Annotated in this window: 26 protein-coding genes and 1 tRNA gene; 15 read left to right on the top strand and 12 right to left on the bottom strand. The window is 68.6% G+C overall.

Annotation, left to right across the window (positions count from 1 at the left end; translation table 11 throughout):
* Positions 1–1,666, bottom strand: a 1,666-nt coding sequence (locus KBY78_RS04585) for a primase-helicase zinc-binding domain-containing protein (RefSeq protein WP_315856635.1), incomplete at its 3' end; no start/stop codon positions are given.
* Entirely contained in the window at positions 1,666–1,851 is a 186-nt protein-coding gene (locus KBY78_RS04580; protein WP_254942272.1) for a hypothetical protein, read from the bottom strand. The genes KBY78_RS04585 and KBY78_RS04580, both read right to left, overlap by 1 nt.
* An 80-nt stretch (positions 1,852–1,931) precedes the next feature.
* Between KBY78_RS04580 and KBY78_RS04575 the strand changes: the two genes are divergently transcribed.
* Entirely contained in the window at positions 1,932–3,326 is a 1,395-nt protein-coding gene (locus tag KBY78_RS04575; RefSeq protein ID WP_255142601.1) for a DEAD/DEAH box helicase, read from the top strand.
* The gene (locus KBY78_RS04570; protein ID WP_255142600.1) at positions 3,323–3,679 is read left to right on the top strand and encodes a VRR-NUC domain-containing protein; all 357 of its coding nucleotides are present in this window, start codon (positions 3,323–3,325) and stop codon (positions 3,677–3,679) included. Before KBY78_RS04575 ends, KBY78_RS04570 begins: the two co-directional genes overlap by 4 nt.
* Positions 3,680–3,775: 96 nt before the next feature.
* On the opposite strand, the gene KBY78_RS04565 is transcribed toward KBY78_RS04570, so the two are convergent.
* The 3 genes from KBY78_RS04565 to KBY78_RS04555 form a co-directional block, all read right to left on the bottom strand.
* Positions 3,776–3,925 (bottom strand): helix-turn-helix domain-containing protein, encoded by a 150-nt coding sequence (locus KBY78_RS04565; RefSeq protein WP_255142599.1) that lies wholly within the window; start codon positions 3,923–3,925, stop codon positions 3,776–3,778.
* A 295-nt stretch (positions 3,926–4,220) separates the two neighbouring features.
* Positions 4,221–5,756, bottom strand: coding sequence for a hypothetical protein (locus KBY78_RS04560; RefSeq protein ID WP_255142598.1), 1,536 nt, complete (start codon positions 5,754–5,756; stop codon positions 4,221–4,223).
* A 175-nt stretch (positions 5,757–5,931) separates the two neighbouring features.
* Positions 5,932–6,003, bottom strand: a tRNA-Lys gene (locus KBY78_RS04555).
* A 118-nt stretch (positions 6,004–6,121) separates the two neighbouring features.
* Between KBY78_RS04555 and KBY78_RS04550 the strand changes: the two genes are divergently transcribed.
* The 6 genes from KBY78_RS04550 (at position 6,122) to KBY78_RS04525 (ending at position 10,706) form a co-directional block, all read left to right on the top strand.
* Positions 6,122–6,625 carry a gamma carbonic anhydrase family protein gene (locus KBY78_RS04550; protein WP_255142597.1) on the top strand — a complete coding sequence of 168 codons (504 nt, stop codon included), beginning with the start codon at positions 6,122–6,124 and terminating at the stop codon, positions 6,623–6,625.
* Positions 6,626–6,711: 86 nt separating this feature from the next.
* On the top strand, positions 6,712–6,834 hold the full coding sequence (locus KBY78_RS04545) for a photosystem II protein Y (protein ID WP_006170549.1): 123 nt from the start codon (positions 6,712–6,714) through the stop codon (positions 6,832–6,834).
* Complete coding sequence (trmFO, locus tag KBY78_RS04540; RefSeq protein ID WP_255142596.1) at positions 6,834–8,195, top strand: FADH(2)-oxidizing methylenetetrahydrofolate--tRNA-(uracil(54)-C(5))-methyltransferase TrmFO; 1,362 nt, start codon at positions 6,834–6,836, stop codon at positions 8,193–8,195. Before KBY78_RS04545 ends, trmFO begins: the two co-directional genes overlap by 1 nt.
* 28 nt (positions 8,196–8,223) lie before the next feature.
* Positions 8,224–9,789 (top strand): carotenoid isomerase, encoded by a 1,566-nt coding sequence (gene crtH / locus KBY78_RS04535; protein ID WP_255142595.1) that lies wholly within the window; start codon positions 8,224–8,226, stop codon positions 9,787–9,789.
* 108 nt (positions 9,790–9,897) lie between these two features.
* The gene (locus tag KBY78_RS04530; RefSeq protein WP_255142594.1) at positions 9,898–10,131 is read left to right on the top strand and encodes a hypothetical protein; all 234 of its coding nucleotides are present in this window, start codon (positions 9,898–9,900) and stop codon (positions 10,129–10,131) included.
* Between the two features lie 5 nt (positions 10,132–10,136).
* Positions 10,137–10,706 (top strand): hypothetical protein, encoded by a 570-nt coding sequence (locus KBY78_RS04525; RefSeq protein WP_255142593.1) that lies wholly within the window; start codon positions 10,137–10,139, stop codon positions 10,704–10,706.
* Between the two features lie 13 nt (positions 10,707–10,719).
* Here KBY78_RS04525 and KBY78_RS04520 read toward each other — a convergent pair whose 3' ends face one another.
* Positions 10,720–11,457 (bottom strand): response regulator transcription factor, encoded by a 738-nt coding sequence (locus KBY78_RS04520; RefSeq protein ID WP_006170544.1) that lies wholly within the window; start codon positions 11,455–11,457, stop codon positions 10,720–10,722.
* A 175-nt stretch (positions 11,458–11,632) separates the two neighbouring features.
* Here KBY78_RS04520 and KBY78_RS04515 point away from each other — a divergent pair, with 175 nt between their 5' ends.
* Positions 11,633–11,899, top strand: coding sequence for a DUF6761 family protein (locus KBY78_RS04515; protein ID WP_006170543.1), 267 nt, complete (start codon positions 11,633–11,635; stop codon positions 11,897–11,899).
* A 64-nt stretch (positions 11,900–11,963) separates the two neighbouring features.
* Here the strand turns inward: KBY78_RS04515 and grxD are convergent, their stop codons facing one another.
* The 4 genes from grxD to KBY78_RS04495 are packed head-to-tail and all read right to left on the bottom strand — an operon-like array spanning position 11,964 to position 13,954.
* Complete coding sequence (grxD, locus tag KBY78_RS04510; RefSeq protein ID WP_006170542.1) at positions 11,964–12,287, bottom strand: Grx4 family monothiol glutaredoxin; 324 nt, start codon at positions 12,285–12,287, stop codon at positions 11,964–11,966.
* A 47-nt stretch (positions 12,288–12,334) separates the two neighbouring features.
* Positions 12,335–12,577: a BolA family protein gene (locus tag KBY78_RS04505; RefSeq protein WP_255142592.1), complete on the bottom strand. Its 243-nt coding sequence runs from the start codon at positions 12,575–12,577 to the stop codon at positions 12,335–12,337.
* Between the two features lie 55 nt (positions 12,578–12,632).
* Positions 12,633–13,181 carry a hypothetical protein gene (locus KBY78_RS04500; RefSeq protein ID WP_006170540.1) on the bottom strand — a complete coding sequence of 183 codons (549 nt, stop codon included), beginning with the start codon at positions 13,179–13,181 and terminating at the stop codon, positions 12,633–12,635.
* A gap of 17 nt (positions 13,182–13,198) precedes the next feature.
* Entirely contained in the window at positions 13,199–13,954 is a 756-nt protein-coding gene (locus KBY78_RS04495) for a 1-acyl-sn-glycerol-3-phosphate acyltransferase (RefSeq protein WP_255142591.1), read from the bottom strand.
* 162 nt (positions 13,955–14,116) lie between these two features.
* Between KBY78_RS04495 and KBY78_RS04490 the strand changes: the two genes are divergently transcribed.
* Positions 14,117–14,866 carry a pyridoxine 5'-phosphate synthase gene (locus tag KBY78_RS04490; RefSeq protein ID WP_255142590.1) on the top strand — a complete coding sequence of 250 codons (750 nt, stop codon included), beginning with the start codon at positions 14,117–14,119 and terminating at the stop codon, positions 14,864–14,866.
* Entirely contained in the window at positions 14,863–15,201 is a 339-nt protein-coding gene (locus KBY78_RS04485; protein ID WP_255142589.1) for an MgPME-cyclase complex family protein, read from the top strand. The genes KBY78_RS04490 and KBY78_RS04485 overlap by 4 nt, the downstream gene beginning before the upstream one ends.
* A 5-nt stretch (positions 15,202–15,206) precedes the next feature.
* On the opposite strand, the gene KBY78_RS04480 is transcribed toward KBY78_RS04485, so the two are convergent.
* Entirely contained in the window at positions 15,207–15,398 is a 192-nt protein-coding gene (locus KBY78_RS04480) for a hypothetical protein (protein ID WP_255142587.1), read from the bottom strand.
* 103 nt (positions 15,399–15,501) lie between these two features.
* Entirely contained in the window at positions 15,502–15,843 is a 342-nt protein-coding gene (locus tag KBY78_RS04475) for a hypothetical protein (RefSeq protein WP_037980177.1), read from the bottom strand.
* Between the two features lie 147 nt (positions 15,844–15,990).
* Between KBY78_RS04475 and KBY78_RS04470 the strand changes: the two genes are divergently transcribed.
* The 4 genes from KBY78_RS04470 to KBY78_RS04455 form a co-directional block, all read left to right on the top strand.
* Positions 15,991–16,671, top strand: a complete 681-nt coding sequence (locus KBY78_RS04470; protein WP_255142586.1) for a metallophosphoesterase — start codon at positions 15,991–15,993, stop codon at positions 16,669–16,671.
* Positions 16,672–16,732: 61 nt separating this feature from the next.
* Entirely contained in the window at positions 16,733–20,065 is a 3,333-nt protein-coding gene (locus KBY78_RS04465) for an exodeoxyribonuclease V subunit gamma (RefSeq protein WP_255142585.1), read from the top strand.
* Positions 20,062–23,919 carry a UvrD-helicase domain-containing protein gene (locus KBY78_RS04460; RefSeq protein WP_255142584.1) on the top strand — a complete coding sequence of 1,286 codons (3,858 nt, stop codon included), beginning with the start codon at positions 20,062–20,064 and terminating at the stop codon, positions 23,917–23,919. Before KBY78_RS04465 ends, KBY78_RS04460 begins: the two co-directional genes overlap by 4 nt.
* Positions 23,916–25,451, top strand: a 1,536-nt coding sequence (locus KBY78_RS04455) for an AAA family ATPase (RefSeq protein ID WP_255142583.1), incomplete at its 3' end; no start/stop codon positions are given. The genes KBY78_RS04460 and KBY78_RS04455, both read left to right, overlap by 4 nt.

Raw genomic sequence — 25,451 nt, 5'->3', positions numbered from 1 at the left:
GCCAGAGGTGGGGCCGCCAGCGCAGGGCACCACAGTTCGGCGCCAGCGTCAGCCATCCCGCCAGCAGCATTGCGGAAGCCGGCACCTCCCAGTGGAAGCGGTCCGCCAAGGTGAGCACCAGCAGTGCCTCCTCGTCGCTTAGCGGCTGTGCAGCCCCCGTGCCCACTAGGGCAGTGCCGCGCTGGTAATGAAAGCGGCTAGCGAGGGTGGCACTGAGTGGCCGCGGCTCACCATCCACCACCAGGCGATCTCCCAGATGCAGCACGCAGCGGCCCTCGTCCCACCAGCTGCCGCGGCCGCGCAAGCGATCGGGATCGAACATTCCCACCGCCGCCTGACGGCAGAACAGATCAGAAGCCGCGGCCGTCCAGTTCACGCCCCGCTTATTGGGGTAGAGGGTTTCCCAGTAGGCCAGGGGCGCCAGCCGGCAGAGGTTCACGCCGCCGTGGGCCGAGGAGCCCAGCCGCATCACCTGGCCGGTGGAGCGCGGTTGATAGAAGTAGCCGTCGCTGTCGTAGCCCAGACACACGAAGGGCTCACCGCCTAATGGGCCTGGCCGCTCAGGCGGCAATGCATGAGAAGCACCGCCCTGCAGCACAGGTGCCGGATCAGCGGCCGGGGCTTTCGCGTCGTCGTCGGCCTCTGGCTCCGGTGGTTGCACTGTTCGGCAATGGGCCTCCAGGTAGGCCTGGGCTTCTGCCGCACTCCAGCTGGCATCGGCCAGATCCCAGCCCGCTGCGCCCGGCGCATCCACCAGGTCCCAGTCCGCCTCCGTACTGCCCGGCGGCAGCACCACCGCCACTAGGCAGCCGAGCTCCAGCAGCAGGGCCGAGAGCCGTGCCATCGCTTCGCGGCCACTGGTATCGGCATCGGGCCAGAGGCTGACGGCACGGCCGGCTAAGGGGCTCCAGTCGACGCTGCCAATGGCCTGACTGCCGCCGCACCAGCTCACCACCACGTGATCGGGGAACAGCACTACGGCGGCATCGGCTGCCTTTTCCCCCTCGGTGATCAGCACAGGCGACCAAAAGTGGCGCTCTAACTCCGCCAGCCGGTAGAGCGGCCTGGGGGCAGGCCAGTCGGAGCGGAACGGATCGCGGCGGGAGGGGAAGTGCCAACCCCCAGCCAGCCAGGTGCGCTGCACGAACACCTTGCGCTGCCGGCCGCCCTGCAGCAGATCCAGGCGCTGCACCCAGAACAGCGGCGCTCCGGCCGCATCGGTGTAGCACCACTGGCCGCTGGCGCTGCCCAGCTCCGGTGGCCGGGCAGCGGGCGGTGGGGTGTCGGGGATGCGGGTAGGTCGGCCGGCCTTGCTGCCTGAGCGGCTGTGCCTGGGGCTGGCAGGGGCTGGCCGGTGCGGGGCTGGCTGCGCCGGCAGGGCCAGGTGGGCCTCGATGCGGCGGGCAGCGGTGGCGAAGTCCCAGCCGGTAAGGCGCAGCAGCAGATCCATGCCGCTGCCGCCGCCACCGCGCTGCTCGCGGCCGCCGCACTGGTTGCAGAACCAGCCGCCCGGGCCGTCATCGCGGTCCCAGCGGTAGCGGTCGGTGCCGCCGCAGGCGGGGCAGGGCTGATGGCGGTTCTCCAACTGCTCCGGTGCCAAAGCGGCGAGCTCGATCAGCAGCCGCGGCCACTGGCCAGCAGCAGCTGCCAGCACATCGGTGGCCATCAGCGCTGGGGAGTTTGGGCTCCAGCAGGAGGTACGGGCTGCTGAGCGTTGAGCGACCGTCCCTCGCCACGCATCACCTGCACCAGGGTGCGGCGCACAAAGGAGGCACGACTCTCGATGCCCGCGGCATGGTCATCGATCCAGGAGACCACGGCCTCCGGCAGCTGCAACTGGATGCGCTTCATGGTGGCATTAAAATGCTTGCCCGAAAGCCTAACCGGTGTTTCGCAAGCCCTAAACTCTGCCGCGGTGCTGCCTTGCCGGTGTGTCTTTCAGCCTGCGCCCCTATCAGCAGGAGGCCGTAGAGCGCGTGCGCCAGGCCTTCCTTTCGGGCCATCGCGCCGTGCTCTTTGTGCTGCCGACCGGCGGCGGCAAGACCGTGGTCTTCAGCCACATCGCCGAGCAGGCCGCCGCCCGCGGCAAGTGCATCGCAGTGCTGGTGCACCGGGCCGAACTGCTCGATCAGGCCTGCCGCTCCCTGGCGGCTATGGGGGTGCGCCATGGCGTGATCGCCGCCGGCCGCTCCATGAACCTGGCGGCGCCAGTGCAGGTAGCCAGCGTCCAGACCCTGGCCCGGCGCCTGGCACAGCTGCCGGCCGATCTGTTCCAGCTGCTGGTGGTGGATGAGGCCCACCACAGCAATGCCGGCACCTGGGCCAAGGTGATCGACCACTTTGATCGAGCCCTGCTGCTGGGCGTCACGGCCACGCCGGTGCGAGGCGATGGCCGCGGCCTCGGCGAGTTCTATTCCGCCCTGGTGCTCGGCCCCAGTGCCGCCTGGCTCTGCGCCGAGGGCTACCTGGCACCGGCGCGGGTGTTTGCCCCACCGCTGGGGTTCTCGGTGAAGGGCCTGCGCCGGCGGATGGGGGATTTCGACCTGAGGCAGGCCGCCGGTGAGCTGGGCGGCAGCCGCATCCTTGGCGATGCCGTCAGTCACTACCTCAGCCACCTGAGCGGAAGCACGGCCATCGCCTTCTGCTGCTCGATCGCCCACGCGCAAGCCGTGGCGGAAACCTTCTCGGAACGGGGCGTGGCCGCGGCCTCGATCGATGGCTCGATGGACCCCCTGCAGCGGCGGCGGTTGCTTGAGCAGCTCGGCAGCGGTGAGCTGCAGGTGCTCACCAGCTGCAACCTGATTGGTGAGGGGGTCGATGTGCCGTCGGTGGGGGGCTGCCTGCTGCTGCGGCCCACCCAGAGCCTGGCGCTGCACCTGCAGATGATCGGCCGCTGCCTGCGGCCTCAGCCGGGCAAGCAGGCGGTGATCCTCGATCACGTCGGCAACATCGAGCGTCTCGGTCACCACCTCGACGAGCAGGAGTGGAGCCTCGAGGGCGTGCGCAAGCGCAAGCAGAGCAAGGCCCCCTCCGTGAAGACATGCCCCGAGTGCTTCTGCGCCATGGCCAGCGCCGCCAGCCTCTGCCCGGAATGCGGCAAGCAGTTCCGGCCGGAGAAGCGGCATCTGGTGACGGTGGCCGGCGAGCTGAGTGAACTGAGCCAGCAGGAGCTGCGCAGAGAGCGCCGCCGCGAGCAGCGCCAGGCCCGCACCGCGGCTGATCTGGAAGCGCTGGGAACCCAGCGCGGCATGAAAAATCCCAAGGGCTGGGCGCGGCATGTGATCGCCAGCCGCCAGGCGCGCGGCCAGTGGGAGCTGCTGGCATGAGCGAGCAGGAGCTGCAGCAGCGGATCCGCCTGGAGCTGGGCCGCGGCCCGGTGCGGCTATGGCGCAACAACGTCGGCGCCCTGCGCGATGAGCGCGGCCGTCTGGTCACCTACGGACTGTGCAAGGGCAGCAGCGACCTGATCGGTCTCAGCCAGGTCGTGATCGGCCCCGAGCACCTGGGCCAGACCCTGGCACTGTTCACCGCCCTTGAGGTGAAGACAGTCCGGGGCCGATTGAGCGAGGAGCAGGAGAAGTTCCTGCGGCTGGTGCAGCAGCTCAGCGGCCGCGCCGGCGTGGTGCGCTCACTGGAAGAAGCCAGGCTCCTGCTCGGCGGCAGCGACCTCACTGCTTGAGCCGGATTCGCCCTTACAGGAAGAAATGGCAGGGCGCTGAGCGATCAGCACCCTGCGGCTACGGCGCACCAGGGCCTTTTCCACTTCTGGGACATTCTAGAGCAGGGTGGGGCGGTGCTGCCCAGCGCCAGCGGCCCTGTAGTGATCCCCAGGCCGCAACACCCCATCCCGCCGCAGCCGCAGCAAGGTGCGGTCACTGATCCGCAGCGCCTTGCAAGCTTCCCGAGTGGAATAGGTGAACTCCATTGTTCGTCATTAAGCGACTTGCCAGGACATTAACCGTAAAAATCCGCCATTAACTGTTCGCCCGCAGCTATGTCGACATCTTCTAATAGGTTCCCATTCGGTAATCCCTGGATGCAGAGATGTTGATGCAATGAATCGTTCCAGGAACCCAACAGGTAACCCTAAGTGCCGCAGGCAATCTGCTTGGAACCCGCTCGGGAACCGGCTGCCGAGGCAAGCGATTGATGACTGAGCTCGACCATGGCACTGGCCCCGGCGGTTGACCTGAGTGATCACCGTGACAGCAGATGCCACATCAACTCCTGGCACTCAGGGCCATCAGCTGGCGGGCAAGAACCAGCAGTTCCGGCGTCACGTCCTCCGGTAACTCAGCTGCCGAAAACGCGGTAGCAATCGGGTCGAGCGGCGGCCCAGACCCGAGCAGCTGGCCCACCCCCGGTGCAGGTGCAGGCGATGACCGCTGGCCCTCATCGAGAGCCTTCTGCAGGGCCATCCCCCGCTCGATCTGCTGTGCGGTTTGCTCCACCAGGTAGCGACGGGCATGAATCACCTCGCTATGCCCCATTGCCTGGGCCTTGAGAGCCGTCGACCAGGTGGTCGTCTCCCGGGCGCGGATCGCCCAGGCATGGCGAAGGTCGTAGGCCTTGCAGCGGCCCTGGATCGCCTGAGGGCTGCGCTGCCCGGGAATGCTGCGCGGCTGATGCCAGCCCAGGAGCTTGGCCTTGATCTCGCCGACGGGCTTGGTCGCATGGCGCAGCCAATGCACCACGACCCGGCCTAGGGCAGCGTTGTTCCAGAACTGCACACTGCCGTCGCTAGCTTCCGCCGTGCGGATGGGATTTCGCCGGCGCAACTCAGCGAGCATCTCCCGGGAGTAGGCCACGTCATTGAGGCGGTAGCGCTCCAACCAGGCCTCCGGCAGCGGCAAGGCAAAGCGATGGCCCGTCTTGGTGGCACGCCCTGCTTCGCTGTCGAACATGCTGATCTGCATAAAAGTGGGCTGGATGTTGCTCTCACCCGGCAGCCTCTCGATGTGCCAAACCTCGTGGGCCCTCAGGCCATAGCAGGCAATGATGGCCATAACCCAGCCTCGCAGCGGGTTCTCCTTCTGCACCTGATCAAGCCAGGCCTGCACCTCCGCCGTGGTGGGGATGAACCGCGGGGCGGGAGCACGAACCCTGCCACTAGCAGCCTTGAGGGTTTCGAGCTTGGTGCGCAGCTCCGGCGTGGCGATTGAGATCCCCCTCTTAGCGAGGTAGTTCACCATCTGCACCACGCCGTAAAAACCGCTGGTGTTGGTCTTACGGGGCACTAGCGACAGGGTGCGGTCGCGACTGTGAGCATCCAAGGAATCAGGCGTGTGCAAACAGAAGCGCTCGAGGTCCTCCGTGCGGGCAAAAACCTCATCGGGATAGGTGCGCCCGAAGTAACCCCTGTCGGTGAAGCAGGAGAAGGGGTTCCGATCCTTGGCCTTAGGGCCGCCGGGAGCGATGTCGGACTTAATCAGCAATCTGATCTCGCCCCATGTCTGCAATGGGCCGCAATCAGGAGAAGGTTGTTCACCCGAAGCGAGATGCAGACGCCGCCAGTCGAGTCCAGGGCCGCCGCGCAGCAGTTTGCGCTGGGCTGCCAGCAAAAGTTCAACCAACTCGCCGAGATCGCCTTCCCGATCAACGCGAAAGCCCCGGGCGGACTGGCTGCGACCACCCGTGCAGGTTTCGTACACGTAGTAGTAAGGACTGTTCCGCCCCGGATGAAGCCGAACGCGGTAAGGACAGGCGGCCAGGCGTAAGCGACAGGCGGCCTGCTGAAGATCACTGCGAGGGCGCATCAGAACCACCCAGTCTCATTGGGCGAGACGCATGGGAGGCCTGTACCTAGGTACAAAAATGGGTCAAATGGTGACCGATTGGGTCGTCTCGTGTACCAGACTGTCGGACGTTGGCGATTCATGAGATCCGGTTCCCTCAGGGGGATCTGGAACCAAAAACCGGCTGTGACAAGAATGGGTCGCCTGAGATTCGAACTCAGGACCAATCGGTTAAAAGCCGAGTGCTCTACCGCTGAGCTAGCGACCCGCCCTGGTGGGCTGCCCTCGCGGGCACTCCTGGAACGTATCACCCAGGGGGCACCTCCTCCAAGGGAGCATGGTCGGGTCATCAGGGGGCCCTGATCCCCCGTTGCCCCCGTGACGCCATGTCTTCCTTTGTCTGGCCCGAGCCCAGCGTTCACCCTGAAGCCTGGGTGGCCCCCTCAGCGGTGCTGATCGGGGATGTGAGCCTCGGCCCAGGAGCGAGCCTCTGGCCGATGGCCGTGGCCCGGGGCGACCTCTGCAGCATTCAGATCGGGGCCAACAGCAACGTCCAGGACGGAGCCGTGCTGCATGGGGATCCAGGCCAGCCGGTGCTGATCGGCGCGGGGGTCACCATCGGCCACCGTGCCGTTGTCCATGGAGCCACCCTGGGGGATGGCTGCCTGATCGGCATCGGCGCCATCGTTCTCAATGGGGTGCAGGTGGGGGAGGGAGCACTGGTGGCCGCAGGGGCGGTGGTGACCAAAGACGTTCCCGCCCGCACCCTGGTGGCGGGAATCCCAGCAAAGGCCAAGCGCAGCCTCAGCGAGCTCGAAGCCGCCGAGCAGCTCCAGCACGCCCTGCGTTACAGCCAGCTGGCCGCTGCCCATGCCGGCCGCGGGACCTGAATGCTGCGATTTGGATCAACCGCTCAGGAGCCCTTCTGAGGCGGCAGCGGTTGTCCGTAAGATCGCCCCACGATGATTCTCCCTCGATGGACGCTCGGCTGCTGCTGGTTACCGCCCCGATCCTGCTCGCCGTGGCCTGGGCCGTGTTCAACATCGGCCGTGCGGCCATCGGTCAGTTGCAGCTGATGCTCAAGCGTTCCCGCGCCTGATGGTTCTGGTGATCGGTGCCGGCCTGGCCGGCACTGAAGCGGCCTGGCAGATCGCCCAGGCAGGGCTGCCGGTGCGGCTGGTGGAGATGCGGCCAGTACGGCGCTCTCCCGCCCACCACAGCGCCGAATTCGCTGAACTTGTCTGCAGCAACAGCTTTGGCGCCCTCTCCAGTGATCGGGCCGCCGGGCTGCTTCAGGAGGAACTCCGCCAGCTGGGGTCACTGGTCATCAGCACAGCTGACGGCCACTCCGTGCCGGCCGGCGGTGCCTTGGCTGTGGATCGCGGCCGGTTCAGCGCTGATCTCACCCGCATCCTTGAAACCCATCCCCTGATCCAGGTGGAGCGTGTCGAGCAGCTGCGGCTGCCCGAGCCCGAGGAGATCACCGTTCTGGCCACCGGCCCCCTCACCAGTGACTCCCTGGCCGAGGATCTGCGCCGTTTCACCGGCCGCGACGACTGCCATTTCTTCGACGCGGCCAGCCCGATCGTGGCGGGCGAGAGCATCGATCTGGGGGTGGCCTTCCGCGCCAGCCGCTACGACAAGGGCGACGCCGACTACATCAACTGCCCCATGAACCGGGAGCAGTACGAGCGGTTCCGGCAGGCCCTGCTGGCGGCTGAGCAGGCCGAACTCAAGGATTTCGAGCAGGAGAGCGCCAGCTACTTCGAGGGCTGTCTGCCGATCGAGGAGCTGGCCCGTCGCGGCGACGACACCATGCGCTACGGCCCGCTCAAACCCATCGGCCTCTGGGATCCCCGCTGGGGCGACCTTCACGACCGCGACGTGCGCCGCGCCAAACGGGCCTATGCCGTGGTGCAGCTGCGCCAGGAAGACCGCGACGGTCGCCTGTGGAACCTGGTGGGCTTCCAGACAAACCTGAAATGGGGGGAGCAAAAACGCGTGCTGCGCCTGATCCCAGGCCTGGAGAACGCCGAGTTCGTGCGCTTCGGGGTGATGCACCGCAACACCTTCCTTGAAGCTCCGCAGCTGCTTGATCCCACCCTGCAGTTCCGGCAGCGGCCCACCCTGCTGGCAGCGGGGCAGATCACCGGCACCGAGGGTTATGCCGCCGCGGCGGCCGGCGGCTGGCTGGCGGGCACCAACGCCGCCCGCCTCGCCCATGGCCGGAGCCCGATCGCCCTGCCGCCCACCACCATGATCGGCGCCCTCACCCACTTCATCGCCGAAGCCCCCAGCGCGAAGTTCCAGCCGATGCCCCCCAACTTCGGCCTGATGCCCGAACTGAGCGTGCGGGTGCGGGAGAAGCGGGCCCGCTACGGCGCCTACCGCGATCGCTCCCTGGCCGATCTGGCACCGTTCAGGCCCGAAGCCCGCAGTGCTGCGCTGACCTTTGCCTAGGGTCGACCCTGCCAGCCGGCCCACCCCCGTGAGCGTCCTCTCCAGCCCTGACAGCTCAGCCACCGCCAGCACAGCCAACCCCCAGGGCTGGGACGCGCTCGTGATCGGCTCCGGCATCGGCGGCCTGGTGACGGCGACCCAGCTGGCCGCCAAAGGGGCGCGGGTGCTGGTGCTGGAGCGCTACTTGATCCCCGGCGGCAGCGGCGGCAGTTTCGAGCGCCAGGGCTACACCTTCGACGTGGGCGCCTCGATGATCTTCGGCTTCGGGGAGAAGGGTCACACCAACCTGCTCACCCGCGCCCTGGCCGACGTGGGCGAACGGCTGGACACCATCCCCGATCCGGCCCAGCTCGAGTATCACCTCCCCGGCGGTCTGACCGTGGCGGTGGATCGCGACTACGACACCTTCATCGAGCGGCTTTCGGCCAGCTTCCCCCATGAGGCGGTCGGCATCCGCCGCTTCTACGACACCTGCTGGAGCGTGTTCCGTTGTCTCGACGCGATGCCGCTGCTCTCACTCGAGGATCCGGCCTACCTGGCGAAGGTGTTTGTGCGGGCACCGCTGGCCTGCCTCGGCCTGGCCCGCTGGCTGCCCGTGAATGTGGGCGATGTGGCCCGCCGGCACATCAAGGATCCGACGCTGCTGAAGTTCATCGACATGGAGTGCTTCTGCTGGTCGGTGATGCCAGCGGATCGCACGCCGATGATCAACGCCGGCATGGTCTTCTCCGACCGTCATGCCGGCGGGATCAACTATCCGCGCGGCGGCGTGGGCTCGATTGCGCGCCACCTGGTGAGGGGTCTGGAGCGCCACGGCGGCTCGATCCGCTACCGCTCCCGGGTCACCCGGGTGCTGATTGAAGACGGCAAAGCCGTGGGGGTGGAGCTGGCGGGGGGTGAAACGATCCGGGCCAGCCGGGTGATCTCCAACGCCACCCGCTGGGACACCTTCGGCGGGCTGGTGGAGGAGGCCAAAGTGCCGGCCGCGGAGCACACCTGGCGGCGTCGCTACAAGGCCTCGCCCTCGTTCCTGTCCCTGCATCTGGGAGTGAAGGCTGAAGTGATTCCCGCAGGCAGCCACTGCCATCACCTGCTGCTGGAGGACTGGAGCGCGATGGAGGCGGAGCAGGGGACGATCTTCGTCTCGATTCCCACCCTGCTCGATCCGGCGCTGGCACCGGAGGGGAGGCACATCGTCCATGCCTTCACTCCCTCGAACCTGGAGGCCTGGCAGGGGCTCTCCCCCAGCGACTACCGCGCCGAAAAAGAAGCGGCGGCCGATCGCCTGATCCTCCGGCTGGAGCAGATCCTGCCCGGCCTGGGCGTGGCGATCAGCCACCGGGAAGTGGGCACCCCCCGCAGCCACCGGCGCTTCCTCGGGCGTCACCAGGGCAGCTATGGACCGGTGCCGGCCCTGCGCCTGCCGGGGCTGCTGCCTATGCCCTTCAACCGCAGCGGCATTCCCGGGCTGTATCTGGTGGGTGATTCCTGCTTTCCCGGCCAGGGGCTGAACGCGGTGGCCTTCAGCGGCTTCGCCTGCGCCCACCGGGTGGGCGCCGATCTGGGCCTCAACTCCTGGGCCCTGCCCGACTGAACCGCCATCAAGGCCCAGCACGGGCACCGAGCCGGAAACCCGACCCAGGCACGCTCGCGCCCATCACTCACGCTCCATAGGGTGAGCGCCATTGATGGTCATGCCTCCATGGGTCCTGTCCCCACCCCCAACCACGAGGATCTCGCCCGCTATCTGGAGCAGAACGACGCCCTCAGCAAGCCCTGGATGCTGCTGCAGTTGCGTCTGAGCCGGCTCAGGGAAGAGAAGGAGTCCCTCGGGGCCGATGAATACCTGCGCCGGGTGCAGGACGCCCACAACGACCTGATGCGTCTGGGCACCTTCTGGCGCGGTCGCGAAGCCGAACTGTTCGGTCACAGCTGAGCCCCATGGCCTCCCAACCGCCAGGAGAAGTACCGGATCAGCCCCAGACGTACCCGGTGGCCCCGCTGATTCGCTTCACCCTGCTGGGGCTTTATCTCGCCCTGGTGCTGCCCCTGCCGCTTCTGGCCACGCCCCCGTTGCGGCCGGCACTCACAGCCGCCCTGCCGTTGGGCTTCGTGCTGGTGGCCGCCCTGCTCAGCGAGCGGGTGAGGCTGGATCAGGAGGGCATCACGGTGGGCCATCCCCGCTGGTGCGCCTGGCTGCTGCGCCGGGGCTGGCAGCTTCCCTGGGGGCAGCTTGAGGCTCTCACCAGCGTCGGCACCAGCCAGGGCGGACGGGTCTATTACCTGCGCTCCCGGGATGGCCGCCGCCTGCTGCTGCCCCAGCGGGTGGCCCGCTTCCCCGCCTTCTTGCTGCAGGTGCAGCGCACCAGCGGCCTGGATCTCTCGGGCGTGGGCAGGATCTCGCCTGCGTGGACCTACTGGGCCCTGGCTGGTCTCTCGCTGACCATGCTGCTGGGGGAGCTGGTGGTGATCACCACCTGGCCCATGGACAAAGTTCCGAGCCTGGGCTGAGCCCAGCTCGGCGTCAACTGGCGCCGGCGGCCTGAGAACGCACACCACCGGCCGGGCTGAGGGAGGGCTCAGGGGCTTCAGGGAGGGTTTCAAGGCTGAAGCGATAGCCCTGCTGGCGCACGGTTTCGATGCCACCTCCTTCGCCAAGACCGGCCAGCTCAAGCTTGCGGCGCAGGGTGAGCACCTGGGTGTCGACGGAGCGGGGACCGCCGCTGAACGGGGGCCAGGCCATGCGCAGCAACTCCTGGCGGCTGCGCACCATGCCGGGGGGCATCAGCAGGGCACAGAGCAGGGCGAATTCCCTTGGGCTGAGCTCCACGGGTTGATCGCGCAGGGTCACCTGGCGCAGCAGCAGATGCACCTCCAGCGGACCGACGCAGACGCGCTCCTGCAGACCGGTGCCGCTGCGGCGCAGCAGGCTGCGGCAGCGGGCCGCCAGCTCCTCAAGACCGAAGGGCTTGCGCAGCACGTCGTCGGCACCGGCATCGAGCAGAGCCACCACCGGATCAGCGCCGCTGCGGGCCGTGAGCACCATCACCGGGGTGCGCAGATGGGCCGCCAGGCGCAGGGCTGTGCTCTCTTCGAGCAGTTCGGCGCTCACCAGCAGATCGGGGGTCTGGTCGTCGCAGAGCTGAAGTGCTTCAGACGCCGTCGCCACAGCAGCGGCCAGGTATCCATCCTGACGCAGTCTCTGGGCCAGGACCGTGCGTAGGGTTGGATGAGGGTCGACAACCAGAACACGCTTCAACATCGCTGAACCACCGGAACGTGGCTCCAGCGTCAGCTTGATGGACGTGGGATCACTGGAATCATGCTTTGGTGTGAGCTCCACACGCGGCCACGGGTGAGTCCCTAGGCTACCCGATACACCCCGGGAGCAGTCGGTATCGATCGATGCCACCCCCGCCCAGACAGCCTGTGCCCCTATGACCGCGCTGCAGAATCCAGACGCCATCCGTCACTTCCAGTCGATCTGTGACGCCTGCCAGGACCTGGCCAGCCGCTACCACAGCCCCTCCGAACTCAGGCTCTACGCCGATGGCTATCTGCATGCCCTGCGCCGCGGTTCCGTGCTGCAGCCTCTGGATCAGCGCCGCCTGGAAGACCTGATCGAGCGTTGGATCATGGACCCCTCCAGCTTCATCGGCCCCGACGGCAACCTCAGCACCCTGTTCGAGAACAGTCGCAACTGATCAGTGGCGACTGTTCAGCGCCCTGGAGGCCGGCCGGCTCGATGATGGTTCGTGAGGAGAATCCCTAGCTGGCCAGTGCCACCGTGAGGGTTTCACGCAGTTCGCCGGAGTTGTACATCTCGATGAGGATGTCGGAGCCGCCAATGAACTCGCCGTTCACATAGACCTGGGGAATGGTGGGCCATTCCGAATACTCCTTGATGCCCTGGCGAATCTCCTGATCGGAGAGCACATCGAAGGTTTCGAAGGGCAGACCCAGGGAGTTGAGGATCTGGACCACATTGTTGGAAAAACCACATTGCGGCATCAGCTTTGAGCCCTTCATGAACACCACGATCGGGCTGCTGCTCAGAAGGCTGTCGATGCGTTGCTTGACGGCGCTGTCCATGGATGCCAGGGGTAAAAGAGTTGGGGGAGTAAGGAGGAGCGGAAGGATCAGCCCACGCCAACGGGCGTTGTGGTCTGCAGGGCCAGGGCATGGATGGCCTCGCTGGCCAGCTCCCGGCGCAGGGCTGCGTAAACCAGCTGGTGCTGTTTGATCCTCGAGAGGCCGGCAAAGGCGGAGGACACCACTTTCACCTGGAGATGGTCGCCACCCCCGGTGAGATCCTCCACCTCCACCTCGGCATCAGGGAGGCTGGCGCAGATCGCTTCTTTCACCTGCTCCGAGTGCACCATGACAGGGAATCCATCCACTTGAGGTGGAATCTAGAAGCCGGAGCGCCCAGCTGCCTTACGGCGTTGCCGGGGAGTCGCTCACGGCGGTGTAGGGAATGGTGGCGAAGCCGAGTTCCACCAGGGTCTGGTAAGCGCGACGCCCCTCCTCGCGGGTCGGGGTCATCACCTTCACCACCTCCACCAGAAGGGGCACGGCCACCTCAGGCTGGTTCTGTCGGCGCAGCAGGGCGGCCAGACGCAGGTTGGACTGAGCCAGCAGCTCCAGCGACTCACGGCCCTTCTGGTCCATCTCGCGGGGAATGCGCGCATCGAGGCCACGGAAGGAACCGCTCAGATCTCGGTAGAAGCCGAGCAGCTTCAAGCTGGCATCCCTGGCCTGGTCGTAGTCCTTGCGGGCGGAAGCCAGATCACCACGGGCCACGGCTGCATCACCACGGCTGAGCAGGTCCTTGACGGCCTGCAGGTTGAAGGTTCCAGCCGACCCCTCAAGCACCTTCGGGGGCTCACCCTGGGCCTGAAGGGGCAGGATCGGGGCGAAGGGGAGCAGGGTTGCCGCCAGGGCAAGCCCGAGGGCAACGTAGGGCCGGCGCACGGAGAACAACACCGAAAGTTCGTCGGACTCTACGGGGAAGCGAAGGGACGACCCACGGCGATGCGGGCCGCTTCCTCAGCTGATTGCATCGCCACCGCCAGCCGGTCGTTGAGGGCGCGCACCGCGGCGCGGCCGCCATCGCCCTCCACCGCCAGGGCAGGAGCAAAGGCCAGGGCGGCCCGGCTCCTGAAGCTCGGAGGGGCCTTGCCGTAGCCGATCCCGACCGGAACCACCCGCACATCCACCCCCTGGCTGGCGGCCAGAAGCGCCAACCGTCCCAGACCCTGGTGCACCCGAATCGGTTCATCCTGACGGCGGATCTGGCCTTCGGGAAACACCACCAGCTGCTCCGAAGCGGCCAGCAGGTCGACGGCATAACGAAGGGAGCTGGTGCCCGGCCGTCCCTGGTCGATCGGGAAGCAACCCAGACGGTCGAGAAACCAGCCCTGGATCCCCCTCATCTCCGTGACGGTGACCATGAAGCGGCAATCGCGGCCACTGATCCGACGGCCGGCGGCGTAGGGCAGGAGCAGGGCGTCCCAGCGGGCCCGGTGGGTGGGAGCCAGCAGCACCGGACCCTCCAGAGGCAGGTGCTCGGATCCCAGCACCTCGATCGAGCTGAAGAACCCCGGAAGGGCCAGGTCCTGGGTCACCAGCATCGCCAGTGGAGACAGCACGGGACTGATGCCCCGACAGACGCTGCTCTCCCGGGCCACCAGGCTGGAGAGGTGCTTCGACTCGGTCCTCAGTGGTCCCTCGATCACTTCCGTCGTCTTGGCCGTCACCAGAAGCCGTATCCCCCAATCGCTGCAAGTTAGAGGGCGCCGCAGTGCTTCGTTTCAGGGCACGGGCAGTTGCCTCTGCGGTTGAGCGCGACCCCGCAACGGCCTCGGAGGGACCGGGCCTGATCCATAGGATCAAAGCTTCATCGAGCACATCCGCTAGCCATGGCCAGCCTTGGCGTGAACATCGATCACATCGCCAACGTGCGTCAGGCCCGCCGGGCCCTGGAACCAGATCCGGTCACCCTGGCGCTGCTGGCGGAGCTGGGGGGCGCCGATGGGATCACCGTGCATCTGCGCGAAGACCGGCGCCACATCCAGGAGCGCGACGTCGAGCTGCTGCGGGCCACCGTGCGCAGCCGCCTCAACCTGGAGATGGCTGCCACCCCTGAGATGGAGGCGATCGCCCTGCGGATCCGCCCGGACATGGTGACCCTGGTGCCGGAACATCGCCAGGAGGTCACCACCGAAGGCGGACTCGACGTGGTGAGCCAGCTCGGCACGCTCCAGGCACTGGTGGGCCGCCTGCAGGGCTCAGGCATCCCGGTCAGCCTGTTCGTGGATCCGGAGGTCACTCAGCTGGAAGCCAGCCGTGCCAGCGGTGCCCGCTGGGTGGAGCTGCACACAGGCGCCTACGCCGAGGCCGACTGGGCTGAGCAGCCGCGGGAACTGGCGCGGCTCGAAGAGGGCAGCTTCGTGGCCCGTTCCCTGGGGCTGCGGGTCAATGCTGGCCACGGGCTCACGTACCAGAACGTGGAGCCGATCGCCGCGATCGAGGGGATCGAGGAGCTGAACATCGGCCACACGATCGTGGCCAGGGCCCTGGCCGTGGGGTTGCAGAGCGCTGTGAGGGAGATGCGCGCCCTGATCCAGAATCCACGCCGCGACCCTCTCTTCAGCGGCAGCACCCCATGAGCGCCTCCCCAACCACCACCTATCACTTCATCGCCGCCAGTGAGCAATTCCTGACGGTGGAGGAACCCCTAGAGGAGGTGCTGCGCGAGCGGGTGCGCAACTACGGCGAAGTGGGCAAGGCGATCGATTTCTGGCTGCTCAAGCGTCCAGCCTTTCTGAGCGCCCCTGAGCTTTCGGCACTGGCCACCACGGTGCCAAGCCCTGCAGCGGCCGTGGTCTCCACCGATCCCAAATTCATCGATTTCCTCAAGCTGCGGCTGGAATTCGTGGCCAAAGGCAGCTTTGAAGCCCCCAGCGCCTCAATTGAGGATCCCCTGGCCCAGCAGGCCGTCTGAGCGGCTCAGGCCGGCTGCTTCTGCTTGGTGACCATCCAGCCATCCAGCAGCTGAAGCTGGATTGGGTTAAGGGCGGCATCAGCGAGGAGCCGCTCCCTCAGACGTGCGACATCGTCTGGATGGAGCTCTCCATTTTTTTGCCAGTGGAGATCCGTGGTGATCAAGGTGTTGACGTGCTGACGTCTGGGTTGGTTCATGCTCTCAGCCTGAAGGTGGCCTGAGCGGCATGAAATCCAAGGATTTTCTTGAGAGATCCGCTGGATGTCTCAGATCACGCATGTTGCCCTGATTATCGGCCGCTCAGAACAGCCCGAGGAAGCGACGCCGAGGTTCCTGCTCCCCCCCGGCTGCCTTGGGCGCTCGCCCCTGGCCCCCGTCCTGCTGGTAACGGGGAAGGTTGTCGCCGATGGTGAGCAGCGCTTCCTTGTTCTTCCACCAGATCCAGTCGCGGATCGGCGGTGTCGCCAGCAGATCCTCGCGGCTGAGCCCCAGACCGAGCTTGCGGGAGGCGTCCACCAGCACCTCGATCATCGCGTCGCCGTCACGGCAGCGGGCCAGCGCCTCATTGGTGCGTTTCGCCCCGTTCAGGGCCTTCACCAGGGCCTGCACTCTCTGGGACACCGGCAAGGAAGCAGGATTCATCGGACCCCAGCGGCATGATTCGGACCGTACCAGCTTCAGAGGGCCGGCGAAGGATCTGGGCCAGCGCTGATCGCCATCGGGCTGACAGAAGTGGAGATCAGAGGCCACACTGGATACAGCGCAGTTCCCCTTCGGCGCATCCATTGCATGGCGTCCCCAACGCAGTCCCCCCGTCACTGGGTGATCGGTGACGTCCATGGCTGCGCCACCGCTCTCCAGGATCTGATCAGCCGACTGCCCGGCAGCGAACGTTTGATCTTCTGCGGTGATCTGATCAATCGAGGGCCCCAGATTGAGCGCACCATGCTCCTGGCCTGGGCGCTGGTGGAACAGGGGCGGGCCGTCTGGTTGCGGGGAAACCACGAGCAGAGCCTGCTCAAGGCCCTCAGCAGGCAACGGGGGACCAGTGATCCGGCCCTGGCGGGGTCCGACACCTACCGGCAGCTGGGTAGCCGTCAATGCCGCCTCTGGCGCGAGCGGCTGGAGAGCCTTCCCCTGGCCTACTGGGGCAAGGGCTGGGTGGCCACCCATGCTGGCTTTGATCCCAGCAGCTGGTTGCCCGACCTCTCCATCCGTCATCCCTTCTGGAGCCGATACGACGGCCGCTTCGGGGACGTGATCATTGGCCACACCCCCGTGGCCCGGGTGGAGCGCAGTGCCAACGGCATCGTCAAGATCGACACCGGCGCCTGCTACGGCGGACGGCTGAGCGCCTACTGCCCGGAAACCGGCGAACTGTGCAGCGTGCCTGGCCTGCGCAGCATCGAGGCACAGCTACCGGCCCCGGGCCAGCGGCGTTCATCCAGGGTGGTGGCCGGCTCCCTCTGACGGCGATCCCATGCTGATGGCTGTCCAATGCTGATGGCTGTCCAATGCTGATGGCTGTCCAATGCTGACGGTGTATCGCAGCAACCGGGCCGACCTGCTCGCCCAGCTGCTGGGACAACACCTGCTTCTCGCCCCCCCCGACCCCTTCGAGACGGTATCGGTGGTGGTGAACACCTGGCCCACCAGCCGCTGGCTGGGGGAGCAGCTGGCCCTGGAGCTGGGGGGCATCGCCGCCAACATCCGCTTTCCCTTTCCAGGCAGCCAGCTGCGCGCCATCGTCGAGCAGCTCCTTGGCGAGAGCACCGAGGGAAGCGACCCCTGGCGGGCGGGCGACCTGGTCTGGCCGGTGCTGGAGCTGCTGCCGCAGCTGGTGGAGGCGCCGGAAGCCGCGCCGCTGCGGCGCTGGCTGGAGCACCGCGACGACGGGGGCGAGCTGGATGCCCCCCTCTGGCAACTGGCCCGCGCCATCGCCTATGGCCTCGATGACCTCAGCCTCTACAGGCCCGCCATGGCCCTGGCGTGGTGGCAGGGCGGCAGTGGTGACAGCCGTGGCAATCCCCTGCCGGAGTCGCTGGCCTGGCAGCCCCTGCTGGTTCAGCACTTGCGGGACCGCCTGGGTCAGAAGCCCTTCGGGCTCAAGGCCCTGGACCTGATCGAGCGCTTGCGCCAAGGACAGATCAGCGGCGAAGGGATCGCCTCCCCCTTGCGCCTGTTCGGCCTCAGCAGCGCCCCGCCGGTGCAGGTGCAGCTGCTCCAGGCCCTGGCCCTGGTGGTGCCCGTGGACCTCTACCTGCTCACCCCCTGCGCCGACCTCTGGCAGCGCTGCATTGAGCGCCGCCGCGAACTCCAGGACGCCCTGGCCCTGGAGCAGCCCTTCGGCCTCGACTGGTTGCTGCAGACCCCGGGTCTCGAGGCCCGCTTCGGCCGCCTGGGGGGGGAATTCCAGCAGTTGCTGGAGGGCACCGGCGAGTCGGAGCTGGTCAGTGCCCAGGAGCGGGATCTGTTCCTGTTGCCGGCCACGGCGGCGGCCGCCGCCCAGCGCAGCCCCAGCCTGCTGGAGCAGCTGCAGGAGCAACTCGCCCAGCCGGCGGCAGCCTCTCCCCTGAAGCGCTCTGGGGAGGACCACTCCCTGGAGTTCCATCCCTGTCCGGGGAGGCTGCGGCAGGTGCAGATCGTGCGTGATCGCCTGCTGCAGCTGCTGGCCTCTGACCCCAGCCTCGAGCCGCGCCACATCCTGGTGATGACTCCCGAGGTGGACCAGCTGGCGCCCCTGCTGGCCTCGGTCTTCTCCGACAGCGACGCCACGGGAGTTGAGCTGCCCTGGCGGCTCACCGACCGCAGCCAGCTCGATGACGCCGGCATCGCCCAGTCGCTGCTGCAGGTGCTGCGGCTGGCGGGAGAGCGCCTGACGGCCTCGGGCCTGGAAGGCCTGCTCGAGAGCGCTGCCCTGCAGGAGCACCATCAGCTGGAACCCCACGAGGCTGCCGCCATCACCAGGGCACTGCAGGCCAGTGGCTTCCGCTGGGGGCTGGACGGGAGCGAGCGCGGCGGCGCCGAGCAGCACAGCCTGAGCTGGGCGATCGATCGACTGTTGCTGGGCCTGGTGCTCCCCGACCAGCCCGGGCTGGCCATCGGCGACTGCGCGCCCCACCCCCTGGCCGGCACGCCTGAGAGCCAGGGGCGCTGGATCCTGCTGCTCACTCGCCTCAGGCGGGCGTTGGCGGAGCTGCGCCACAGCCGCCGCGCCGAGGAGTGGGGCCCCTGTCTCAGGGGCCTGCTCGAGGACCTCTTCGGCGACGGCGGCGAGAGGGCCTGGGAGCTGACAACGATCCACCAGGCCATCGCCGAGTGGACGGCCGGGGCCGCCGGCTGCACCCTGACGATCCCGCCAACGGTGGTGGCGGCGGTGCTGCAGGAGCGGCTGGCCGCCGACAGCGGCCGCTTCGGCCACCGCAGCGGCGCCCTGACGATCAGCGCCCTCGAGCCGATGCGGGCCATCCCCTACCGGGGGATCGTTCTGATGGGCCTCGATGCGGAAGTGTTCCCACGCCGCCGACAGCGGCCCAGCTTCCATCCCATGGAGCATCAGCGCCTGCTGGGGGACCCCGATCCGGCCGACCAGGACCGCTATGTGCTGCTGGAGGCGCTGCTCTCGGCCCGCGATCACCTGCTGGTCAGCTGGAGCAGCCGGGACGAGCGCAAGGGCGATCCCCTCCCACCGCCGGCCCCGGTGCGCCAGTGGCTGGATCAGCTGCGGGCCGACCTCGGTGCCGAGGGCTTCGAGGGTCTGGTGGTGGACCACGCCGTCAACCCGCTCGATCGCCGCAATTTCCTGCCGGCAGGTCACCGGCCGCCACCCAGCTGTGACCAGCGCCTGCGCCAGGCCCGCCAGCGCCTCGAGGATCCGGCCCTGGCGGTTCAACCACTTCAACCCCTGGCCCGGCGTCAGCCACCCGAGCCAGCCGCAGCAAACGGCACCAGCGCGCCTGAGGGGGATCCCACCACTGATCCCTTTGAAGACCTGCGCCGCTGGCTGATGGCGCCCCAGGACAGCTGGCTGCAGCAGCTGGGCCTGCGGCCGCGGGAATGGGCCGACCCGGTGGAAGACCTTGAAGCCCTCAGCCTCGATGAGCTGCGGCGCTCCCGGCTGCTGCGCGATCAACTGGCCCGCGGCAGCCATGACCCTGACCCGCCCGACTGGCTGCGGCTGTGGCGCGGCCGCGGCCTGGCCCCTCCCCTGACGGCGGGGGAGCTGGAAGGCGACGCCCTCAGCCAGCCCTGGTCATCGCGGCAGCAACTCCGGGTTCAGCTGGGGGAACCCCGCGGCCAGCGGCAGAGATGGCCGGAGCGGCAGGGAGCACCACTGAGCAGGGTCCTGGAGGCGGGTCTTGACTGGCGCGACGATCTGCTGGTGCTGGTGCACACCGCCCGGGCCCGCACCCCCCACCGGCTCGATCTCTGGCTGCAGCTGTTGCTGGCGGGTGCCAGCGGCCAGGCCCCGCGGCAGGCACTCCTGATCGCTCGCGACAAGGATCGTTTCGTGGTGGCGCAGCGGTTGCAGCCCGTCGGAGCGGAGGCCGCGGCCGAACAACTGCAGCAGTTGCTCAGCTGGCGGCAGAGCCATCGCCACCACTGCTGGCCGGTGCCCCCGGAAACCGGCTGGGCCTATGCCCAGGCTGAGCACAGCCGCCCCGGCGATGGCTCCGCCAAGGCGTTGCAGAGCTGGGAGGGGGCTCCCCCCTGGACCGACGGCGAACGGCAACAGGAGGCGATGGCCCTCTGCTTCGGCCGAGAGTGTCCGGCTGACTCCCTCCTCCGAGGCGATTTCGGAGCGTTCTCCTCCCTGGCCATGGCCCTGCATGAACCGCTGCTGGAGCAGCAGCTGAAGCCATGAGCAGCGCCGGAGCCCAGGCAGCCAATGGCCTGCCCCTGGATCCAGGGTTGCACCTGATCGAGGCCAGTGCCGGCACCGGCAAGACCTTCACCCTCGCCCACCTGGTGCTGCGGTTGGTGGGTGAGCGGCAGCTGTCGCTGCGTGCCCTGCTGGTGGTCACCTTCACCAAGGCCGCCGCCGCCGAGCTCAGGGACCGGATCGGCCGGCGGCTGCAGCAGGCCCAGCAGCTGCTGCAGACCCCTGATCCGGCAGGCCACGAGGGTCTTGATCAGGAGCTGAAGGAGTGGCTGGGGAACATCCCCCCGCAGAACTACGAGCGGCTGCGCGCCCAGCTGCTGCTGGCCCTCGAGGAACTCGACGCCGCCGACATCACCACGATCCACGGGTTCTGCCACCGCAGCCTGCAGCGTCAGGCCCTGGAGGCGGGCCTGGCCCCTGAGGTGGAGCTGGACAACGACGGGGCGCTGCTGCAGGAGCAGGTGGTGCACGACTACTGGCAGCAGCAGGTGCTGCCCCTGCCCGCCCACGCCCTGCGGGGACTGATCAGCAAGGGGGTCCAGATCCAGGCGCTGCAGAGCCTGCTGGCCACCCTGGAAGGGGATCCGGCCCTGGCCAGCCCGGAGCTGCCGCCGCGCTGGGACCCCGAGCGCCCCCTGCCCGACCAGTGGCTCGCCCAGTGGAAGGCCGACTGGCAGCGCTTTCAGGCCCTCTGGGAGCAGCAGGGGGAGGCGCTGGAGCAGGCACTCTGCGCGGCGGCGGCGGAACGCAAGCAGGCCGGCCTCAAGAGCAAGGGGCCCTACAGCGCCAAACCCCGGCACAAACGCGCCCAGCTGCTGAGCGCCTGGCTGCAGCATCAGCCGTGCCCGGGCTCCTACACCGAGCTGCTGGAGGAGAAAACCAGCTGGATTCCCGACTACTTCCACCCGGGGCCGATCAGCCAGGCAGCGGCAGCGCTGGAGAGTCCGCGGCCGAAGCTGCCCCAACCCCGCTTGCTGGAAGCGGCGGCGGCCCTGGTGGACGGCCCTGCCGAGGCGGTGCTCGGCCATTTCTGCCACTGGGCCCGGGCGGAGCTGGCGCGGCGGCGGCAACGGGGAGGGCGCATGAGCTACGGCGACTTGCTCGTTGGCCTCGATCCCGGTGGCGACGGCAGCCAGCGGCCTGGCCTGATCGAGGCCCTCTCCCAGCGCTACGGGGCAGCGCTGATCGATGAGTTCCAGGACACCGATCCCCTGCAGTGGCGGATCCTGCACCGGGCCTTCGCAACCGCTGCTGCCCAGCCCCGGCACCTGCTGGTGCTGGTGGGAGATCCCAAGCAAGCCATCTACCGTTTCCGGGGAGGCGATCTCGACACCTACCGAACGGCCAGCAGCACAGCCGCGACCAGTCACCGGCTCGCGCGCAACTTCCGCTCCTCGCCGCCCCTGCTGGAGGCGCTCAACCGTCTGATGGCCCCGGGCCTGCCGCGCTCGCAGCTGCCTGTGCCGCCCCTTCAGGCCGCCCGCCCTGAGGGGGGAGAGCCCTTGATCCTGCCGGCGGGACAACAGCCCCTTCAGCTGCTCTGGCTGGGGAGCGATCGCGCCGCCGCAGAGGCGCTCCCCAGCCGCGGCGAGCTGGAGAACCGGGTGGGTGATCGGGTGGCGGCCCTGGTGCTGGATCTGCTGCTGAGGGGATGGCGGATGGGTGAAGGGGAGGGGAGCCGGCCTCTACAACCCTCCGACCTCTGCCTGCTGGTGGACCGGCACCAGCAGGCCGAAGACCTGCGCGAGGCCCTGGAGCGCCGTGGGCTCCCCAGCCGCCTGCTCAGCCAGGGGGATGTGTTCGCCGGTGAAGGGGCCGCCCTGCTGCAGCGGTTGCTCGATGCCCTGGCGGAGCCTGGTAGCGGCCCACGCCTGCGGCTGCTGGCCGCCTCCCCCCTGCTGGGCTGGAGTCCACAGCAGCTGGCGGCCGCCGGCAGCCAGGAGTGGGATCGCCTCTCCGGCCAGCTGGCCCGCCTGGCTGAGCGCCTCCCCGACGACGGACTGCTGGCCACCCTGGGGCGACTACTGCGCAGTGAGGAGCTGGCCCGGCTCTCCCTGCAGGGTCGCTGGCTGGCCGACCTGCAGCAGTGCGCGGAGCTGGTGCAGGAGCGGCTGCACCAGCAGCGGCTCGGGGCGGCCGCCAGCGCCGACTGGTTGCGGCGGCGGCGGCTGCACCCGCCCGAGACCGTGCCGGAGAACCAGCAGCCCCACAGCGATGCGGTCGCCTCCGCGGTGGGGGTGGTGACGGTGCACCGCAGCAAGGGACTGGAATTCCCCGTGGTGATCTGTCCCTACTTCTGGCAGGGGGTAGGGAGCACCAACCGCCGGGGGGGCCGGGGCATCGGGCGCCGCTGGACCCCGCCGCAGGCCAGCGGGCCCCAGCTCGATGTGCATCTCGATCAGCGCTGGGGGCCTGGCCAGGAGGCAGCGGAGCAGGAGCAGGCCGCCCTGACGGCGGAGCGGGAACGGCTGGCCTACGTGGCCCTCACCCGCGCCAGGGAGCTGCTGGTGCTCGGCTTCGGGCCGGCCCGGGGCCAGGGCAGCAACCCCCTGATCCCCTGGCTGTTCAGCGACCAACCCCTGCCAGCCCTGGAGGCCGACGACGACATTGATGCCGGTCGCTCCGATCAGGAGTGGCTCGAGCATCTCGAGGGAGAGATCGAGCGGCGCGCTCTGCCGATCACCCTGATCAGCGGCGATCCCGAGCAGCCGGCCGCGCGGCGCTGGCAGGTGCCGGCGGAGGCCGGAGATCTGCGCACCGGCCCGGTCCCCCGCTGGTCACTGCTCTCGGGCTGGGGGCGCAGCAGCTACTCCAGCTGGACCCAGGGGGCCCATGGGGAACCGCTGGCACCGGAGGCGATCGAGGAGGGCCGCGAAACCGATGGCTTCGATCGCACCGCCAGTGATGCGGATGGCCCAGGCCCTCAGGCCACAGATCCCGTCAGCCCGAAGCAGGGGCCAGAGACCTGGGGGGGCCGCAACGGCCCTCTGGCGATGTTTCCCCGCGGCGCCGCCGCCGGTGATTGCCTGCACCGCATCCTGGAGCGGGTCGATCACCGCCAGCCTGGTGACGACCCTCTCCACCGGGAGCTGGTGGAGAGGGAGCTGGAGCGGGCTGGACTGGATCTGGATCACGCTCCGGCCACCCTGCAGTTCCTCGAGCAGCTGCGTCACACGCCGATGGGAGGAGCGCTGGGAGAGGTGTGCCTGGCCCAGCTGGATCCTCGGCGGCAGCTGCGCGAGATGCCCTTCGATCTGCCCCTGGCCCTGGGAGCAGACGCCTCAGCAGGGCGAGCCCTGGTGCGGGCCCAGGGGTTGGCCGAGGTGTTCAGCCGGCACCCCGAGGGGAGCGTCAGCGGAACCTACCCCCAGCGGCTGGCGGAGTTGAACGTGGCCAGCCGCGGATTCCTCACCGGCTCGATCGATCTGGTCTTCACCGCGCCCGGGGGGGACGGGCAGGAGCGCTGGTGGGTGGCCGACTGGAAAAGCAACTGGCTGGGGCAGCGTGACCGCCAGGGCCAGCCGGTCGCCTGCGGGCCCCTCGACTACGGACGGGCCGAGATGGCAGCCGTGATGGAGAGCCACCATTACCCGCTGCAGGCTCACCTCTATCTGGTGGCCCTGCACCGCTATCTGGGCTGGCGCCTGCCGGGCTACAGCCCCCAGCGCGATCTCGGCGGCTCTGTGTACATCTTTCTGAGGGGCGTCCCCGGTGCCATCAGCCCGCCACCGGACCTGACGATGGCGGAGTTGTCGGTGCCCGGGATGTTCGTGGAGCCGGCCCCGCTGGGGCGGCTCGAAGCCCTCGATGCCCTGCTGCGGGAGGGCCAGCGATGACACCCAAAGCCCCCCTCACCCCCCTGGGGCCCGCCCTGGCCGAAGCCCTTCCCAGGCTTTACGGGATCAAGAGCGATCCGTTGCTGGCCGAGCTGATTGGGACCCTGAGTGCGGCCCTGGTTCGTGGTGAGTTGCACCTGCCCCTGGACGGGCCAGCCCCCGAGGGCATCGTCAGCGTGGAGCACTGGCCTGAGGGTCACCGCCAGGCCCTGGTGCGCTGCGGTTGGATCCAGGGCCCAGACCAGCCTGGGGCGCCTGGCGACGACACCCCGTCCCCGCTGATGCTCAGTGGACGGGGTGTGGGCTGGCGTCGCTGGCTTTTGCAGCTGGAGGGCACGATGGCCGAACTGGAGCGGCGGGCCACAGCCAGCGTGCAGCCGCCCCTGAGCCCCGCTTGCCGACAGACCGCCGCCCAGCGGGCCCAGCGGCGGGGCTCGCTGGATCCCCGTCAGCAGGCGGCGGTGGCGGCCCTGCTCAGCCAGGGGCTGGTGTTGCTCGGGGGCGGCCCCGGCACCGGCAAGACCAGCACGATCGTGCAAATGCTGGCAGCGGTGCTGGAGGAACGCCCCGGCTGGAGGCTGCAGCTGGCGGCACCCACCGGCAAGGCCGCCGCCCGCCTGCGCCAGGCCATCGCCGCCGGAGGATCCACCCTGCCGCCGCCCCTGGCCGCCCAGCTGGCGGCCAGCCCCTGCACCACCCTGCATCGCCTGCTGGAGAGCCGCGGTGAGCGGTTCGGACGCAACCGGGAGCACCCCCTGGCCCTGGATCTGCTGGTGGTGGATGAGGTGTCGATGCTGGATCTCCCCCTGATGGCCGCCCTGCTGGAGGCCATGCCCGACCAGGCTCAGCTGGTGCTGGTGGGGGATCCCGATCAGCTGGCCCCGGTGGGGCCCGGGGCGGTGCTGCAGGAACTGCAGGCCCCCGCCAGGCGCCAGGCCATGGGCGATTCGGCGATCGAACTGAGCACCACCTACCGCAACGATGGGGCCCTGGCCCTGGCGGCCGGCCGGCTACGGCGCGGTGACGCCCATGGGTTTCTGCAGGACCTGAGCCTGCTCAAGGCCTCGGACAACCTCAGCTGGTGGCCTTGCCCAGCCAGCCGGTTGCCCGCCGAGTTACTCGAGCGGCTCAGGGCCCATCAGGCGCAGCTGGCGCAGCTGGCCGCCCGCTGGAGTGAGGATCCTGATGGCTTGACCCAGGAGCTGCTCGACGAGGTGGAGCGCTGCGTGGTGCTGGCCCCCACCCGGCGCGGGCGCTGGGGGGTGGAGTCGCTGAACCAGCGGCTGCTGGGCGACGACTGGAGCCGGGGACCAGCGGGCTGGCCCCCCGGCACGCCGGTGCTGTGCCAGCGCAACCTGCCGGAGCAGGGGCTCGCCAATGGCGATGTGGGGGTGGTGGTGGACGTGGAGGGCCGGCGTCAGCTGCTGTTCTGGGGAAGCCAGGATCCCGGTGACGGCAGAAATGAGGGCACCAGCGCCTTCGGAGGGGGGTCGCGGCTGGTTCATCCCAGCCGGATGGCCGCCGCAGAGGTG

Source organism: Synechococcus sp. EJ6-Ellesmere (assembly GCF_024345875.1).
Classification (GTDB): Bacteria; Cyanobacteriota; Cyanobacteriia; order PCC-6307; family Cyanobiaceae; genus Regnicoccus_A; species Regnicoccus_A antarcticus.
The sequence above is the reverse complement of the archived record's forward strand: the minus strand, read 5'-3'. Positions and strand labels throughout refer to the sequence as shown.